The sequence below is a fragment of the Enterobacter sp. WPR_3_1 genome, assembly GCF_003635055.1.
Classification (GTDB): Bacteria; Pseudomonadota; Gammaproteobacteria; order Enterobacterales; family Enterobacteriaceae; genus Enterobacter; species Enterobacter ludwigii.
On the sequence record NZ_RBXU01000008.1, the window covers coordinates 409,692 to 425,825 of the forward strand.

At 50.7% G+C, this 16,134-nt stretch carries 16 protein-coding genes and 1 riboswitch; of the genes, 5 read left to right on the forward strand and 11 right to left on the reverse strand.

Going from position 1 to position 16,134, the window contains the following annotated elements:
• Nucleotides 1–119 precede the first annotated feature (119 nt).
• Complete coding sequence (locus BJ887_RS03705) at nucleotides 120–695, reverse strand: recombinase family protein (RefSeq protein WP_121339291.1); 576 nt, start codon at nucleotides 693–695, stop codon at nucleotides 120–122.
• Nucleotides 696–1,308: 613 nt separating this feature from the next.
• Between BJ887_RS03705 and BJ887_RS03710 the strand changes: the two genes are divergently transcribed.
• Entirely contained in the window at nucleotides 1,309–1,989 is a 681-nt protein-coding gene (locus tag BJ887_RS03710) for a hypothetical protein (RefSeq protein ID WP_063215285.1), read from the forward strand.
• Between the two features lie 122 nt (nucleotides 1,990–2,111).
• Here BJ887_RS03710 and BJ887_RS03715 read toward each other — a convergent pair whose 3' ends face one another.
• Both BJ887_RS03715 and BJ887_RS03720 read right to left on the reverse strand, forming a co-directional pair.
• On the reverse strand, nucleotides 2,112–2,606 hold the full coding sequence (locus BJ887_RS03715; RefSeq protein ID WP_121339293.1) for a YrhA family protein: 495 nt from the start codon (nucleotides 2,604–2,606) through the stop codon (nucleotides 2,112–2,114).
• An 18-nt stretch (nucleotides 2,607–2,624) separates the two neighbouring features.
• The gene (locus BJ887_RS03720) at nucleotides 2,625–3,767 is read right to left on the reverse strand and encodes an HNH endonuclease signature motif containing protein (RefSeq protein ID WP_121339295.1); all 1,143 of its coding nucleotides are present in this window, start codon (nucleotides 3,765–3,767) and stop codon (nucleotides 2,625–2,627) included.
• 388 nt (nucleotides 3,768–4,155) lie between these two features.
• Nucleotides 4,156–4,253: riboswitch (TPP riboswitch) on the forward strand.
• 35 nt (nucleotides 4,254–4,288) lie between these two features.
• Here BJ887_RS03720 and thiM point away from each other — a divergent pair.
• From thiM to BJ887_RS03735, 3 genes are read left to right on the forward strand one after another with little or no spacing between them, the layout of a single operon-like run.
• Nucleotides 4,289–5,059: a hydroxyethylthiazole kinase gene (thiM, locus tag BJ887_RS03725; RefSeq protein WP_121339297.1), complete on the forward strand. Its 771-nt coding sequence runs from the start codon at nucleotides 4,289–4,291 to the stop codon at nucleotides 5,057–5,059.
• Nucleotides 5,056–5,856 (forward strand): bifunctional hydroxymethylpyrimidine kinase/phosphomethylpyrimidine kinase, encoded by an 801-nt coding sequence (gene thiD / locus BJ887_RS03730; RefSeq protein WP_025203664.1) that lies wholly within the window; start codon nucleotides 5,056–5,058, stop codon nucleotides 5,854–5,856. The genes thiM and thiD overlap by 4 nt, the downstream gene beginning before the upstream one ends.
• A gap of 42 nt (nucleotides 5,857–5,898) precedes the next feature.
• Nucleotides 5,899–6,645: a GntR family transcriptional regulator gene (locus BJ887_RS03735; protein WP_014170861.1), complete on the forward strand. Its 747-nt coding sequence runs from the start codon at nucleotides 5,899–5,901 to the stop codon at nucleotides 6,643–6,645.
• Here BJ887_RS03735 and BJ887_RS03740 read toward each other — a convergent pair.
• The 3 genes from BJ887_RS03740 to BJ887_RS03750 are packed head-to-tail and all read right to left on the reverse strand — an operon-like array spanning nucleotide 6,619 to nucleotide 9,847.
• Nucleotides 6,619–7,572, reverse strand: coding sequence for a PfkB family carbohydrate kinase (locus tag BJ887_RS03740; protein ID WP_121339299.1), 954 nt, complete (start codon nucleotides 7,570–7,572; stop codon nucleotides 6,619–6,621). The two genes, BJ887_RS03735 and BJ887_RS03740, sit on opposite strands and share 27 nt — an antisense overlap.
• A complete protein-coding gene (locus tag BJ887_RS03745; protein ID WP_020883237.1) occupies nucleotides 7,569–8,573 on the reverse strand; it encodes an ADP-ribosylglycohydrolase family protein in 1,005 nt (334 codons plus the stop codon). The genes BJ887_RS03740 and BJ887_RS03745 overlap by 4 nt, the downstream gene beginning before the upstream one ends.
• Nucleotides 8,570–9,847 (reverse strand): nucleoside permease, encoded by a 1,278-nt coding sequence (locus BJ887_RS03750; protein WP_020883238.1) that lies wholly within the window; start codon nucleotides 9,845–9,847, stop codon nucleotides 8,570–8,572. The genes BJ887_RS03745 and BJ887_RS03750 overlap by 4 nt, the downstream gene beginning before the upstream one ends.
• A 251-nt stretch (nucleotides 9,848–10,098) precedes the next feature.
• Here BJ887_RS03750 and fbaB point away from each other — a divergent pair, with 251 nt between their 5' ends.
• Nucleotides 10,099–11,151, forward strand: coding sequence for a class I fructose-bisphosphate aldolase (fbaB, locus tag BJ887_RS03755; protein WP_049022967.1), 1,053 nt, complete (start codon nucleotides 10,099–10,101; stop codon nucleotides 11,149–11,151).
• 54 nt (nucleotides 11,152–11,205) lie between these two features.
• On the opposite strand, the gene yegS is transcribed toward fbaB, so the two are convergent.
• The 5 genes from yegS to BJ887_RS03780 form a co-directional block, all read right to left on the reverse strand.
• A complete protein-coding gene (yegS, locus tag BJ887_RS03760) occupies nucleotides 11,206–12,105 on the reverse strand; it encodes a lipid kinase YegS (RefSeq protein ID WP_025203669.1) in 900 nt (299 codons plus the stop codon).
• A gap of 181 nt (nucleotides 12,106–12,286) precedes the next feature.
• Complete coding sequence (locus tag BJ887_RS03765) at nucleotides 12,287–12,892, reverse strand: hypothetical protein (RefSeq protein WP_025203670.1); 606 nt, start codon at nucleotides 12,890–12,892, stop codon at nucleotides 12,287–12,289.
• A 7-nt stretch (nucleotides 12,893–12,899) separates the two neighbouring features.
• A complete protein-coding gene (locus BJ887_RS23020) occupies nucleotides 12,900–13,865 on the reverse strand; it encodes a hypothetical protein (RefSeq protein WP_025203671.1) in 966 nt (321 codons plus the stop codon).
• 417 nt (nucleotides 13,866–14,282) lie between these two features.
• Entirely contained in the window at nucleotides 14,283–15,644 is a 1,362-nt protein-coding gene (gene yegQ / locus BJ887_RS03775; protein WP_014170855.1) for a tRNA 5-hydroxyuridine modification protein YegQ, read from the reverse strand.
• Between the two features lie 154 nt (nucleotides 15,645–15,798).
• On the reverse strand, nucleotides 15,799–16,131 hold the full coding sequence (locus BJ887_RS03780; RefSeq protein WP_014170853.1) for a YegP family protein: 333 nt from the start codon (nucleotides 16,129–16,131) through the stop codon (nucleotides 15,799–15,801).
• Between the last annotated feature and the right edge of the window lie 3 nt (nucleotides 16,132–16,134).

The following is a 16,134-nucleotide window of genomic DNA, read 5'->3' on the forward strand; positions in this document are numbered from 1 at the left end:
TCGATCATCATACTGATTTTAAAAGAAAAATTAAATTTTATTTAACTGCAACCAAGATATCGAAAGGATTCTTTTGGCACTAAACTATCGACCGCTCTTCTTCACCCTCTGCCGCTATATCAGCGTTCGAAATAGCCAGTATTGGCAAGTATTTCTTTCTTTACACGAAAAACTGTAGCCCTGCCGCAATCACATAACTTTGCGATCTCGTCTGGTGTATTCTTCCCGGCCTGTATCATATCGATAATCTTGTTATGTAGTTCTTGGTTCTTTTGCTTGCCTTTGTACTTCCCTGCTTCTTTGGCAAGAGTAATCCCCTCGTTGCGGCGTGATGCGATCATTCCTCGTTCAAATTCCGCAACGGCTCCCATCATGGTTAGGATCAAGCGGGATTGCGGGGAGTTGTCGAAGCTCATTGAGTTTGCAAGGAACTGAACAGTGATCCCACGAGCCACGAGGTTATCAATTATTTCCAGCAAATCGCGGGTATTACGTGCGAGGCGATCGATTGAATGAGTAACAAGGGTGTCACCTTCGCGGAGGTGTGAAAGCAAGTTCAGCAATTCAGGTCGTTCGCTGGTGGACTTGCCTGATACTTTCTCTGTAACGATTTTGTCGCAAACAGGTTCAAGTACTGCCAACTGACGTTCAAGATTCTGATCCTTTGTTGAGACTCTCGCATAACCAAAAATCATTTTCCCGCCTTCACTACCGATAAGTATCATTTTAATTAACTGAATGATACAGTATCATTTAAATGCGTTAAATATCTAAATGATACTAAACGCGACGAGAAAAGCGAGTATCTTTGGGGAGTACCCCAAAGAGATTTTTGGATTGTTCTTTTTTTAGCCTGTTCCGGGTTAGTGAAAAGGTTAACACTGAGATCTGAATACACGACATTTTGTCGGCGGGGTTGAAGCTGATCAGGTGAGCGAGATTTTAAATCAGGCGGAAAAAAACAGACTGTACTTTTTCCTGAGTAAAAGATTACTTAAGGTTTTTTGCCAAAAATCAGGAGGCCTGGGATTTGATTTTTTTTGTACTAAAGACTGGTAACTTTAGCGAAAGCGAACAGTGACTTATCCAAAGTAACTTACATATGTATGGTAGAAAATACTAATACCTTTATCATATTGCACCCTCGGTACAATAAATGAACAGCAAGGCATTTATGCCTGCTTGGCTTTAAGTACTTAAGGGTGACATTGCCCCCAAGCCTGCCAAAAATAGTGGTATTCAAACATTCGTTTTCATGTCATAGCTATGCTGTTATTTTGTGTAGGTTATAACGGATAAGGGCTTACCATGCAATCCATTACAAATGAAAAAGACAATTCATTACAAAACAATCACTTCCAAAAAAATATCGATTATTTTGCCGCAATATTAGGTGAAGAAGTTTATAAACAATCAGCTCCAACAGAGAAACAATTAACTATATTAAGTGAAGCATATAAGCAAACGCTGGATACAAGAAAATTTGAGATTGAATTATACTGGAAAAGGGCTACTTTTATGTGGCCTGTAAATGGAGCATTACTTGTTCTTATTGGTATATTTGCAAAACTATTTTATGATGCCCCACTTGAGAAGCGGACAGAATACTTTCTAGCAATATCAGTTATTTCTTTATTAGGATATCTGATTTCCATGATTAGTAGTGGCATTTCTCAAAGCGGGAAGTACTGGCAAGAAAACTGGGAGTACCATTTAGATATGCTTGAGCCTTTCTTTTGTGGACATCTTTTTAAAACCCATATTTCACGTCGACAGAAGCCATATTCAATATCTGAATTACAAGATACAGTCAATCTAATATTGATATTGTTATGGGTTTTTATTCTTACTTCTTCAGCAACCCAAACACCATTCTCTACCTGGCAGCAACTTACAGTTTTAGTATTTTCTTTTATATTGATTACCTACAAGTTAAAATACAACCCTTTCAGCAAGAAAAAATGGAACATAAAGCAGAGAGAGGTATAGTCTTCCATAGTTAGTCTGAAATGGTTGCCAGTAAATGTAATAAAGCGAAGTTCGTCTTTTTATTTTAGGAAAGCCCCCTATGCAACGTTTAATCAATAGGGGGCGGTTTACAGAGATAGTACTTACTTGACTGCTTCAAGTATTTCTTTTAGAAAATCATAGAAATTGTCAAATGATCCAAATACACTTTCTGTAGATATATTATCCCTAATTTCAAATAAATTGGATTTAGTGTCATATGTGAATAATGATATGCTATTTTCACCTATTACTAATCTTTCTGCAAGATCAGGATCTATAAAATCATCATTATCTCTATAGAAATCATTCATTACAAATAGATTTTTAACTAATGGTTCAGGGGTAGACAAACTGAATAGAGTAAGACCGTCATATTCAAATCCGTCCATATACTCTAAAAATGTGATGTAGTCGGGTTGGTTGGAAAATAAAACACACAGTTCGTCTACTAAATTTTCTAACATTGGTGTTGTAGTTGAATCAGGTTTTCTGTTCAAAATACTATTAAGAAATGATTTCCCAATTGGGTCTTGAACTGGATACTCCCACTTAATCATTTCACTTTTCAGTTCTGCAAGAATGTTTTCTATTTTCATTTTCTTGATTCCATAAAGTTATTTAAGTGGGTAAATTGAACCAGTAGGTATTGCCCACGGTGTTACTCTACTTTCCCCTGGTACTAAATTTTTAACTGCTGACCTCTGCATGTTTGTAAAAATCTTATGATATGGTTCCTTTTCGATTAACACTAAGTTATTAAAAGAATTAGTACCACCATCATCTAATGGAAGTTTGTGGTGAACATCCCATCCATCTGGAGACTTCCCACTATTCATCCTAAGTAACTGTGATGGTGAAAAAATATTAGCTGCATGAGGAGTAGCAGCAATTTCTTTAACAAATTTCTTTCTTACTGTGCTATCGAATTCTTTTCTTAATAATGCTGCTTCTGCTGGATTTCTTTTAGTATAATTAATATCGGTAACTGTAATTCCATTAACTAATCTGGATTCACCTCTGAGTTTCCCCAGATAGCTTGTCATTTCATCATATAGTTGTGGGTTAGGTCGTTTCGCTAACAGAATTGAAGCCGCCGCAATAGCTGTACCTGCTGTTTGCTCATTCAGTACTTGATCATATCCCTTAACAGCGTCTCCACCTAACTGCTCTGCTGTTTTCCTGAAGCCCTCAACATTACCATTGTAGACACCGCCAGCCGCCAGTAGGCGTCCTGCGGCCTTGCTGTTAATCGTCTGGTATGTCGGCTCAGAAGCTGGTGCTGATGTTCCACCTGAGAAAGATAGTAAAAACGAAGTTGGGCGGGGCTTTCCTGAACGGTAGTACCTGCATCCTACAGAACTCCTGTATTCTTTCAGGATCTGTTCAGCACCATTCATTTCAAACGCCTGGTAATTCTTACAGATAAGCTGACCTTGGTCGTCGATATAGAAAAGCTCTCCAGGGGAACCATAGCGGTCTAACATCACGATTTCACCTCTGAAGACAAGGTATCTCAGGCGTCTTTCAGTATTGAACCCATAGGTATGATTGTTTTGGTAAGCATAGCTACGTGAATATGACGGGCGAGGTCTTAGCCCTTCAACGTGATAATGATCGCGATATCTGTCATCGAACTCGTATTCCTGCCTGATGTAATCCCATGTAACAGAAGGACGGGTTATCAGTTCATACTTCTCTGGTTCAAGGTTATCTCTTGAAAGGTAGAACAAGTTAAACCCCGGCAGACTAAAACTCATAACCAGCTCCTTTTGGTAACGGTTTTTGCATTTTATAACCAGAGAACACTGAAAACAAATGATTGCGTCTCAGCATCATTCATTATGAAAAAGGCCGCTTACGCGACCTTTTTTAACACAGCAATCATTGAGAGCGATCGAGTACCATGTACGCAGGCTCGCACATTTAATCTGACGCCGTATATATATCGATTGATATTGATTATAGAGATTGTGATGGTGGAGTAGGTCAGAAGTTGATTTGAAAAGTATTAAGTTCTATTGTTTTCCTATGAGGTACAAAATGGGGTACAAGGTGAGGTACAGCGTGAAGATGTAATATTCGTAAGATCAATCTTGTATCAGCACGTGACTTGGCGTAACCTACTAATTGATAAAGAAATGTAATCTTCATGACTCGGGGTGCCCTTCTTAAATGAAGGCTGAGAAATACCCGTATTACCTGATCTGGATAATGCCAGCGTAGGGAAGTCAGATGCCTTCCCGGTCATCGCTTCTTCACGCACGGCAGGAGCGATACCATGCAGCCTGACCTGCTCGATTTACACGTTTTACATCAGTTTCGAACCCGTTCCCCGCTTACCCACTGTATGACCAACGATGTGGTACAGACCTTTACGGCCAATGTGTTACTGGCGCTTGGCGCTTCTCCGGCTATGGTGATTGAAGCCGAAGAGGCCGAGCAGTTTGCCGCGCTCGCAGATGCCCTGCTGATAAACGTCGGGACGCTGACGGCGCCGCGCGCCCAGGCGATGCGCCGGGCGATTGAGCGTGCAGTGGCAGCAGGGAAACCCTGGACGCTTGACCCGGTTGCCGTAGGGGCGCTGACGTTCCGCACCCGTTTTTGCCACCAAATCCTCGCCCTGAAACCGGCGGCCATTCGCGGCAATGCCTCGGAAATTCTCGCCCTTACCGGGATGAGTGCGGGCGGGCGCGGCGTCGATACCACCGACACGACGGCGGCTGCGCTGCCTGCCGCGCAGGCGCTGGCTCGCCAGACGAATGCCATTGTGGTGGTCACCGGTGAACGGGATTACGTCACCGACGGGCAGCGCACCCGCACGGTCGTGGGCGGTGACCCGATAATGACCCGCGTGGTGGGAACGGGATGCGCGCTCTCGGCAGTCGTGGCGGCGAGCTGCTCGCTTCCCGGTGACCGGCTGGATAACATCGCCGCCGCTTGCGGATGGATGAAACGTGCCGGAACGGCGGCCGTCGCCCGGTCTGTTGGTCCCGGCAGTTTTGCCAGTGCGTTCCTCGACGCGCTCTACACTCTGGAGGAACGGGTATGAAACGGATTAACGCCCTTACCATTGCCGGTACCGACCCAAGCGGCGGCGCGGGCATTCAGGCTGATTTGAAAACGTTCTCCGCACTCGGCGCATACGGCTGCTCGGTGATTACCGCGCTGGTGGCGCAAAATACGCGTGGCGTGCAGTCGGTTTACCGCATTGAGCCGGACTTTGTCGCCGCACAGCTGGATTCGGTTTTCAGCGATGTGCGAATCGACACCACCAAGATTGGGATGCTGGCCGAGACCGACATTGTTGAAGCGGTGGCAGAACGGCTTAAACGTTACCAGGTGCAAAACGTGGTGCTGGATACCGTGATGCTGGCAAAAAGCGGCGACCCGCTGCTGTCCGCCTCCGCCGTCGAGACGCTGCGAAATAAGCTGCTGCCGCAGGTGGCGCTTATCACGCCTAATCTGCCTGAAGCCGCTGCGCTGCTGGATGCGCCGCACGCGCAGAATGAGCGCGAAATGAAAGAGCAGGGGAATGCGCTCCTGGCGATGGGCTGCGGCGCCGTGCTGATGAAAGGTGGTCATCTTGATGATGAAGAAAGCCCTGACTGGTTGTTTACCCACGACGGTGCGCTGCGTTTCACGGCCCCGCGGGTACAGACCAAAAACACCCACGGGACCGGCTGCACGCTCTCTGCTGCGCTGGCGGCTTTGCGCCCCCGTCGTGACAACTGGGGGGATACGGTCCGCGACGCTAAAATCTGGCTCTCCGAAGCGCTGGCAAAAGCCGATACTCTCGAGGTTGGTCACGGTATTGGTCCGGTACACCATTTTCATGCCTGGTGGTAAGCCGTATACTGGCAACACACACCAGGCCTGAGAAAAACAGAGATGGAACAAGCGCATACCCGGCTAATCGACCAACTGAATGAACGCATTGCCGCCCCGGACAACACGCCGCTGTATCTGAAATTTGCCGAAACGGTAAAAAACGCGGTACGCAACGGGGTGCTGGAGCATGGGAATATACTGCCCGGCGAGCGCGATCTCAGTCAGTTAACCGGCGTGTCGCGCATTACCGTGCGCAAAGCGATGCAGGCTCTGGAAGCCGAGGGCGTAGTGACGCGCGCCCGGGGCTATGGGACGCAAATCAATAACATCTTTGAATACTCGCTCAAGGAAGCGCGCGGTTTTTCTCAGCAAGTGGTGCTGCGCGGCAAAAAGCCCAACACGCTGTGGGTGAATAAACGGGTGGTGAAATGCCCGGAAGAGGTGGCCAGCCAGCTGTCAGTGCCGCCGGAGAGCGAGGTCTTTTTGCTTAAGCGCATCCGCTATGTGGATGATGACGCCGTATCGATTGAGGAGTCCTGGGTGCCGGTAGGGTTGATTCACGATCCGGATGCAATTGGGATTTCCCTGTATGACTACTTCCGTAGCCAGAATATCTTCCCGCAACGCACCCGCTCACGCGTCAGTGCCCGCATGCCGGACAGCGAGTTTCAGACGCATATCCGCATGGATGACAAAATCCCGGTGCTGGTGATCAAGCAGGTTGCACTTGATCAGCAGAACCGGCCCATTGAGTTCAGCATCAGCTACTGCCGTAGCGATTTATACGTCTTTGTGTGCGAGGAGTAACGCCTCGCGCCCTGGCGCGCAGTCGCCGCCGCGGTGGCTAACGACCCAGGCCGCCACTGCATTGCCAAGCGTAACGGCATCAGCCAGCGACCATCCTGCCGCCAGCCCGGCAAGCGTGCCACCGGCGTGGCTGTCGCCCGCACCGATCGTGTCGACGACGGTTGCGGGAAACGCCGGAACGTAGCCCGATTTATCGCCCTCAAACCAGGCGGCACCGTCTTTATCGTGGCGAATAATCAGCGCAGAACCAAAACGCTGTAGCCACTGCGGGCCGAGTGTTTCAGCTTCCATGCCAAATCGTCCCGCTGCCATCTCGGCTTCCTGGCGATTAAGCGATACCATCGGCTTACAGGCCATGATCCGCGCCATCAGCGCATCAGGAATATCGGCAATACGCGGCCCAAAATCGATAAACGCGGTAACGTTTTCCAGTCCCTCCAGCCAGGCCGTCAGACGCTCTCCGCACGGTGACGCCAGCTGATAGCCTGAGAGGTAGACCAGGCTTTCAGGCGGCACGTGCAGCGCATCCAGCCAGCGCTGTTGCCACTGGTTCTCCACGCCGCTAAACGACATAAAGGTCCGCTCACCGTCCGGTTCGACCAGCGCCAGACACCAGCCGTTGTCGCCCGTTTCTACTTCAACGACGCTGTGCAGATCCTGTTTTGCCATGGCGTTACGGATGATGTCTGCCCACACTCCGTGACCGACGGGGAGCGCGTTTTGCGCGGCTATCCCGAGCCGTTTCAGCGCAATAGCAATATTCAGCGCACAGCCGCCGATATTGACACCCTGTTGTTTGAGTTCGATATCACACCCGCGCCAGGGCAGGGCATAGGCGTCGGCGATCACGTCGATGACCGCAGCACCCAGCACCGTGACCGGGCGAGTGGCGTGCAGCGTTTCAAGGCGTGCAGCAAAAGCACTCATACGCCCTCCCTTTGCTCCCGGAAGTGCAGCAGTTTTTCACAGTAGTGGTTAAAGTCGAGGCGGTTTACGGCGTCGAGTTCCTCCTTGTACGCCGGGTCAATCGCCTGTACGCCGTGAAGCGCACCGCAGATTGCCGTCGCCATCGCGCCGATGGTGTCCGTATCACCGCCGAGGTTGGCGCACAAAATGGCGCAGCGGTTCGGGTCGGTGCCTGCCAGTTCGACCATCGCAATCGCCGCTGGAACCGACTCAAGCGTGCTGGTGCCCGCGCCAATAAGCTGGTAAACCTGCTCGCTGGCGGAATCGATGCCGTTGGCTTCACGCACGGTCTTAAGGGCGAGCTCAATCCGTGCCGCCAGCGATGCGCTGAAGGTGGTTGTTTTCGCTTCCTGTGCGTAGCGGGCAATGCCTGGCAGGGCATCGACGATGTTCTGCCAGCGTTCACCGTCAATGGCACGCGACACCGCCCAGGCTATCACCACCGCGCCGGCAATCGCGAGGTCGGATTTATGGGTCGGGCTGGAGGCCAGCGCTACCTCTGCGACAAAGTGCTCCAGACGCGTGGCCGGCAGCAGGCAGCCCAGCGGAGAGGCGCGCATCGCCGCACCGTTGGTGACGCCGTTGTTTTCCAGTTCACTGACCGGCTTGCCGTCACGAATGGCGTTAAGCGCAATCTTCGATGTCGGGCCTAATACATTCTTGTTAAACGCATCGAACGATTCCGCCCAGTGCAGAATATGTTTGCCGATAACATCTGCGTTGATCTGCCCGTCGCATTCGATAATCGCATCCGCCAGGCATAACGCCATTGACGTATCGTCGGTGAATTCTGCCTGCTTAAAATAGCAGGCGGCGTTATTTTCAGCCGGTCCGGGTAAAAAACGGTCGATCCAGCCGAAGTGCGCTTTGACGCGCTTTCTCGGCCAAAGCTCCGACGGCATGCCCATCGCATCCCCTAACGCTTGCCCGTAAAGGGCACCGAGAACACGTTCTTGTTTCATTTAACTTCCCCTCGTGTCAGCGCGGTATCGCCTTCAACCACCTCAATTGCGGTGATCTCTTTGTCCGATTCGCGGAAAAACAGCATAAACAGCACGGCGATCACGGCAATCATGATCCCTCCGAATGCCCACATTCCGGCCCAGTTGAAGGTCAACCCATTCACCGGCTCTTTGTATGCGAACATTTTTTCCATCATCACGCCGCCCAGGCGGTAACCTAACAGGCTACCAAACCCCTGACAGCACAGCGTAATCAGGCCTTGTGCGGCGGTGCGCATATGCACCGGCGCTTTTTTATCCACGTAGATATACGCGGTCACATAGTAGAAGTCGTAGCTCACGCCATGCAGCAGAATGCCGAGGAACAGCAGGGCATAGGTGAAGTACTGATCGGCACCACCGTAAACAAAGAAGCCATAGCGGATGGCGGCGGTGAGCAGGCCCAGCAGCAAGACCTTCTTAATACCAAAGCGTTTGGTGAAGAACGGCAGCGCCAGCATAAAGAAGATTTCGGAGAACTGGCCGAGCGTCATCCAGCCGGTGGCGTTTTTCATCCCCACTTCGGTGAGATAGCCGTTAGCAAAGATGTAATAGAAGGCCAGCGGCATCGCGAACAGGAATGAGCAGAAGAAGAACACCAGGAAGTTTTTATCGCGCAGCAGGATCAGCGCATCCAGCCCCAGCATGACTTTGAAATCCATCTTGCCGGTACTCTTCGGCGGGGTGTTCGGCAGGAACAGCGCAAAGACACCGAGCAGGGCGGAGCTGCCCGCCGTCATCAGCAGCGGAATATTGGTATCGGAAATGTCGTTATAGCCCATCATCTGCGGAAGGAAACCGCACGCCAGTCCCGAGGCGATCCAGCCGAGGGTGCCCATCACGCGAATACGCGGGAAATCAGCCTCCACATCATCCACATTGGCGAAGGCAATACTGTTGGTCAGCGCAATGGTCGGCATATAGGTCAGGGAGTAAATCAGCAGCAGCGGGAAAAAGGTGCTGAACTGGGTTTGCTGTGCGGCGAAGTACATCACGATGGCACCGGCGAACATCAGTACGGCCAGTACTTTCTGCGCAGCGAAAAAGCGGTCGGTCAATGAACCCACCAGAATGGGGGAGAGGATCGCGGCAATCGCGGTACAGGCATAAGACCAGCCAATTTCCCCGGCGGTAAAACCGCTTTTGCTCAGCCATAACCACAGCGGTACAAACCACGCGCCCCAGATAAACCATTCAACAAACATCATGAATGACAGTTGGACTTTCGTTTTCATTGTTTAATCCTGCATGTCAGAGAGGGTACGCCTTTAACATACCACCTAATAATACCTTTTAAATACCTTTGCGGTGATTGTTTGATCAATGTAACAGTTTTGTTGTACACGAATCGAGCCAGCAGATTGTGCTGAAAAAAAATGCAAATGGTGGAAAATCTGTTAAGTCGGTACCAGGCTTAGTCTGCCCATAACGCTATGGGTCTGGATAAACACTCACCGACATCACGTCGGGCTTACGGGAGCATCACATGACTGATATTGCGCAGTTGCTTGGCAAAGACGCCGACAGCCTTTTACAGCATCGTTGTATGACCATTCCAGCCGACCAGCTTTATCTGCCTGGCCACGATTACGTCGACCGCGTGATGGTTGATAACAACCGTCCGCCTGCGGTACTGCGAAATATGCAGACCCTCTATAATACCGGGCGACTGGGGGGAACCGGGTATCTTTCTATTCTGCCGGTTGACCAGGGCGTTGAGCACTCCGCGGGCGCCTCCTTTGCGGCGAACCCGCTGTATTTCGATCCGAAGAACATCGTCGAACTGGCGATAGAAGCGGGCTGTAACTGCGTGGCGTCCACCTATGGCGTACTGGCCTCCGTATCGCGTCGCTATGCCCACCGCATTCCATTCCTCGTCAAACTGAATCACAACGAAACCCTGAGCTACCCGACCGAATACGATCAGACGCTTTACGCTAGCGTAGAGCAGGCGTTCAATATGGGCGCGGTCGCGGTTGGGGCGACGATCTACTTTGGTTCTGAGCAGTCGCGTCGCCAGATTGAAGAAATTTCTGTTGCCTTCGAACGCGCGCATGAGCTGGGTATGGTCACCGTTCTGTGGGCGTATCTGCGTAACTCCGCATTCAAGAAAGACGGAGTGGACTACCACGTTTCTGCCGACCTGACCGGCCAGGCGAACCATCTGGCGGCAACCATTGGCGCGGATATTGTGAAGCAGAAGATGGCGGAAAATAACGGCGGTTATAAAGCGGTAAACTTCGGTTACACCGATGACCGGGTCTACAGCAAACTGACCAGCGAAAACCCTATCGACCTGGTGCGTTATCAGCTGGCGAACTGCTATATGGGACGTGCCGGGTTAATTAACTCCGGTGGTGCGGCGGGTGGCGACACCGATCTCTCCGACGCGGTGCGCACGGCGGTTATCAATAAGCGCGCGGGCGGTATGGGGTTGATCCTGGGCCGTAAGGCGTTTAAAAAATCGATGGCTGACGGCGTGAAGCTGATCAATGCCGTGCAGGATGTGTACCTGGACAGCAAAGTGACTATCGCTTAAGACTTTTTGTAAAACGCTGGCCGGGTCAGGCATTACCGCCGCCCGGCCACACTGTCAACGCAGAAGCTGGCAGTCCGGTGGCAGCCGGCACTGTAGCGCGCCTGGTAACACCTCAATGCGGAACTGCTTCCCGCTCAGCGGCTCCCCGTCAAGATTAAACGTCATGCCGTGTGGGGCATTCACTTCAAACCACGCGGATTTACCGGCAATAATATTCGGGCTCTCCTCTGGCTGGGTCAGGGTGGTAAATAGCGCAGGCAGCAGGCCATCACCCGTGAAAATACGCAGCTGTAACTGACCATCATTGATCAGCGCCTCCGGGCATAACTGCTGTCCGCCACCGGCCTGACGGCCATTGCCGATACCAATCACCAGCGCATCACCCTGCCACTGAAAGTTCTCGCCGTGAATCTCACAGCGGTCCGGCTTCAGGGTATCCATGCGCATCAGGCCATGGATCAGATACGAGACGCCGCCCAGCGCTGCCTTCAGCTTTTCAGGGGTTTCGCTGGTAATGCGCGTCCCGAATCCACCGGTCGCCATATTGATAAAACAGGTTTTTTCATTCACCTGAGCAATATCCACGGCGGTGGCTTTGCCGAGGATAGCCAGCTGCAGGGCTTTTCCCAGTTCTTCGGGGATTCCGGCGCTGGTGGCGAAATCGTTGGCCGTACCGAGCGGCAAAATGCCCATCACCGGGCGGTCGGTTGAGGGAAGATCTATCAGAGCGCCGGCAATTTCATTAATGGTGCCATCGCCCCCGCCAGAAATAATGGTTTCGACCCCGAGCTTCAGACCTTCGTCGATATAGCGTGCCGCATCACCTTTTTCCCACGTCACTCGTACGTGTATACGTGCACCGTCTTCACGCAAATCCGTCACTGCCTGGCGCAACAAATCGTTGCCCGCACTTTTGCCATTGAGAATCAATAAACTGTCTGGATAGATTGCCATCCGCGCTGCTCCCTTTTTTAGCGTTAGTAAGAGTGTATAGCAGGGAGGAAAAAAGCGGGTAAGAACAGGATGAAAGGGAAAAAAATAAGCCTGTGTAAAGGAGATTTTTCCCCCGTATAACGTAATCTGTGCCCGGTGTCGTTTACACTTTTTACGTCTGTCAATCACTGGGCTATTGCCCTCAACGTTTGAGTCGCGACATTTGCCTTGTCTCTATTTTCAGCTGTTTACGCCAAATCCGATTATGTAGCGTTAGGGCGATTGAACGGTAAAAGAGTGATGTATTCATCCACACGACATTCATGCAGAAAAATCCCAACCCTAAAAAAGAGGTTATTTGCGGGGTGTAATTCTCAACAGAGCCGAATAAAAGTGAACTCCACGTCCAGATAAAATAAACGATGCTCATCAGTCCAGTCAGCGTGATAACGGAAATATGCGCTTTAAATCCAGCCAAGGACCCCCGAGCAGTCAGAAACATAGTACTCATCGCAATCATGCAATACGCCACTGCTGCAAGAAATACACCCATCATGACTTTAAATTCGGGTAAGCCGAGCAGGCGAAATAGTAATATCCAGACAGAAACTTGTAGCATAGCGTAGCAAAAAATGGCGAGTAACATACTGATAGCCAAGGGAATGCCTGTCATATGTACACCTACAGGAACGCCAAACTGATCTTTTAAGCCATCTTTTAAAGACTCAAGCCGTTGGAGATCGTCAGTCGCCATTTGACTTGTGATCACAGTACTTAATGCCAGGCTCTTCTTGATGTATTTTATCATGCTCAGGTCAATAACTTCCTGTAAATGAAAAAGACTGGATCAAACCAAAAACGTATTTTCCAGATTGTGTAATATTCTGAGGATTCCTGATTGTACCCGAGACCGCACTTCCAACAAAAGCTGAGGAGTTGGAAATGGCATTCAACAGCTCACGCTGTAAGAGCAACTGCAGCGCTTCCGATGGGTAACGTTTAGGGTAAACCCCAGCTTTCATCGCTGCTTTAACACCTGAATTCGAGATGCCGGGATTTCGGATGCGAATAATTTCCTCCGTTAACCTCGTGCGGTCCGCTCGGCTCATTTTTTGTAATAAAGAGAGTAAACTTTCAGACGTCGAGCGATTAAGAAGGCGGTAGGTCAATACCGCACTTTTTAGACCCGCAGCGGCCCCAGCAAGTGAAATCGCATCCAGAGCGGTATTGGTTGCAGTATACCATTCCTGGGAATCCATCCACGCTACATAGTCATTATGATTCATGGCAATAAGTGACAAGCGGCCAAGCCCGTTCGCACACTGAATTCCTGTTGCCACACCACCGGCGACAATCACGGCAGCAACAGCACCGGAAGAGCCTGCGGTGAGAGGAATGGCCATACCTGCGCCAGCAGCAAGTACGACAGTGAGAATGGCGGCTCCGCAAGAAATTGCCGTAGAACCGATTTCAGTCGCCAATGAAGGTGACTGAATCGTAGTCGTCGTTGCCTGGATGGCACTACTTGAGGAAGCATTTACTTTAGTGATGACTACATGACTTACCGAGCTTTCGTTTGGTGTCGCAATCCGCCTTGAGGGCCTTACTAACCACTGACGCGCACCGTCTGAGTAGATGATCCCAACCTGGCTAAAGTTTCGGCTACAGTCCAGGTGACTGGCAAAATCGTTGAAATTAATATCGCCGCCGGAGGCAAGGCCCAGACTGCGTGCGAGTTCGTAATCCGGAATGTCCTTTGAAAACTGACCGGGGAATGTCATGTCGTCTCTCCGTCCATGTGAAAACGTATTGTGCTAAGAAATCAAGAGTAAAGGGCATGCTATGGTCGGGAATTAGGAATGCTCTGAATAACACTCCCGCCTACCAGATCCAATAAAAGTTGTGATGAATATCATAGGTCCGTCCGATTTTCATGAACGGTATTCCGGCATACGTTATTGCGAATACACACCCTTCATATGGTGGGTCTATGCCATTGCATTCTTAATAAGTGGACTGAATTGTACAAAAAAATAAGCCCGCGTAAGGGAGATTACGCAGGCTAAGGAGGTGGTTCCTGGTACAGCTAGCATTTATGGGTTATGTTTTTCAGCGGGGGGATAATACCCGTATTGAACGAAGCGGTATGTGATCCGATTCTAAGAATTATCCCAGCGCGAAAAAATTTCCCTGCTTGATTATTTACTGTGCGGGTTACGGGTACTTTCACCGTTGAAATTACGCATCAGCAGCGCAAACTCCAGCTCCACTTCTTCGGGTACCGGCAGCCAGACGGTATGGCCATTGCCTGGCGCCACGTCAATTGCTTCGCCTTTACCGTTTTCCAGATGTTCCAGGGTGAAGTTCATGTTGCCCTGCGGGGTCATCAACTCCAGGCTGTCGCCTTTGGTGAATTTGTTCTTCACCGCCACGGCGGCCAACGCACCTTTGCGCTCACCGGTAAAATCACCGACAAACTGCTGGCGCTCGGAAACGGAATAGCCGTGTTCGTAGTTCTGGTAATCGTCATGGGTGTGACGACGCAGGAAGCCTTCGGTATAACCGCGATGCGCCAGGCCTTCCAGGGTTTCCAGCAGGCTGGTATCGAACGGTTTACCGGCAGCGGCATCGTCGATGGCTTTACGGTACACCTGAGCAGTACGCGCGCAGTAGTAGTAGGACTTGGTACGGCCTTCAATTTTCAGGGAATGCACGCCCATCTGCGTCAGACGCTCAACGTGCGCAATCGCACGCAGGTCTTTGGAGTTCATGATGTAAGTGCCATGCTCATCTTCAAAGGCGGTCATGTACTCACCCGGACGTTTGGCCTCTTCAATCATGAACACGCTGTCAGTTGGCGCGCCGATGCCTAAGGTTGGCTCCACGTTGGTCACCGGGATCGGCTCATGTTTGTGGACGATATTGCCGATGTCGTCTTCTTTGCCTTCCTGAACGTTATATTCCCAGCGGCAGGCGTTGGTGCAGGTACCCTGGTTCGGGTCACGCTTGTTGATGTATCCCGAGAGCAGGCAGCGACCGGAGTAGGCCATGCACAGCGCGCCGTGAACGAAGATTTCGATTTCCATATCCGGCACCTGCGTGCGGATCTCTTCAATCTCTTCCAGCGAAAGTTCACGAGACAGAATGACGCGGGTCAGCCCCATCTGTTTCCAGAATTTCACCGTTGCCCAGTTAACGGCGTTGGCCTGAACGGAGAGGTGAATATCCATCTCCGGGAAGTTCTCCCGAACCAGCATGATTAAACCCGGGTCCGACATGATCAGCGCGTCCGGTCCCATATCAACCACCGGCTTCAGATCGCGGATGAACGTTTTCAGCTTGGCGTTATGCGGCGCAATGTTGACCACCACGTAGAATTTTTTGCCCAGGGCATGTGCTTCGTTAATGCCGAGCTGCAGATTCTCGTGGTTGAATTCATTGTTACGCACGCGCAGCGAGTAGCGCGGCTGGCCAGCATAGACGGCGTCAGCGCCATAGGCGAAAGCGTAACGCATATTTTGCAGCGTTCCCGCCGGGGAAAGGAGTTCCGGTTTAAACATGTTTGTTCTCGTTCTGATGACAGGTCAGATCCGCATGCACCAGGTGCAGCGGTAAGGGGAGATCCCCCACTTTAAGGGCGGGCATTGTAGCGCTGCGGGACAGGGAGGTAAAGCGCCGGGTCGTACCATCGCTAACCCGGCCGGAGGCGTGTCGTCAGGTATTGTCTTTTACCGTCTGGCTTGAACCGTTAGTTTTGACCGACGCGATGCCTTTATCTCGCGACTGTTCCGAGGCATACATCTGGCTGCTGCCAATAACCTGATGATTCCCGGCCTTCAGATTGAAGTGGAATTTACCGTTGGTGGCCACTTTCTTCTCATAACGTTCATCAGAAGGGCTATTGGTGCGAACGGAGGCGATACCGTTTTCGGCGGAATTTTTGGTGGTGTAAAGCTCACTGGTCAGGATCGTTTCTCCGTTTCCTGCTTTGAGAACAAACCTGAACTGACCATCACTGCTTTTGTTTAACTCGAACCAACCAGACATAGG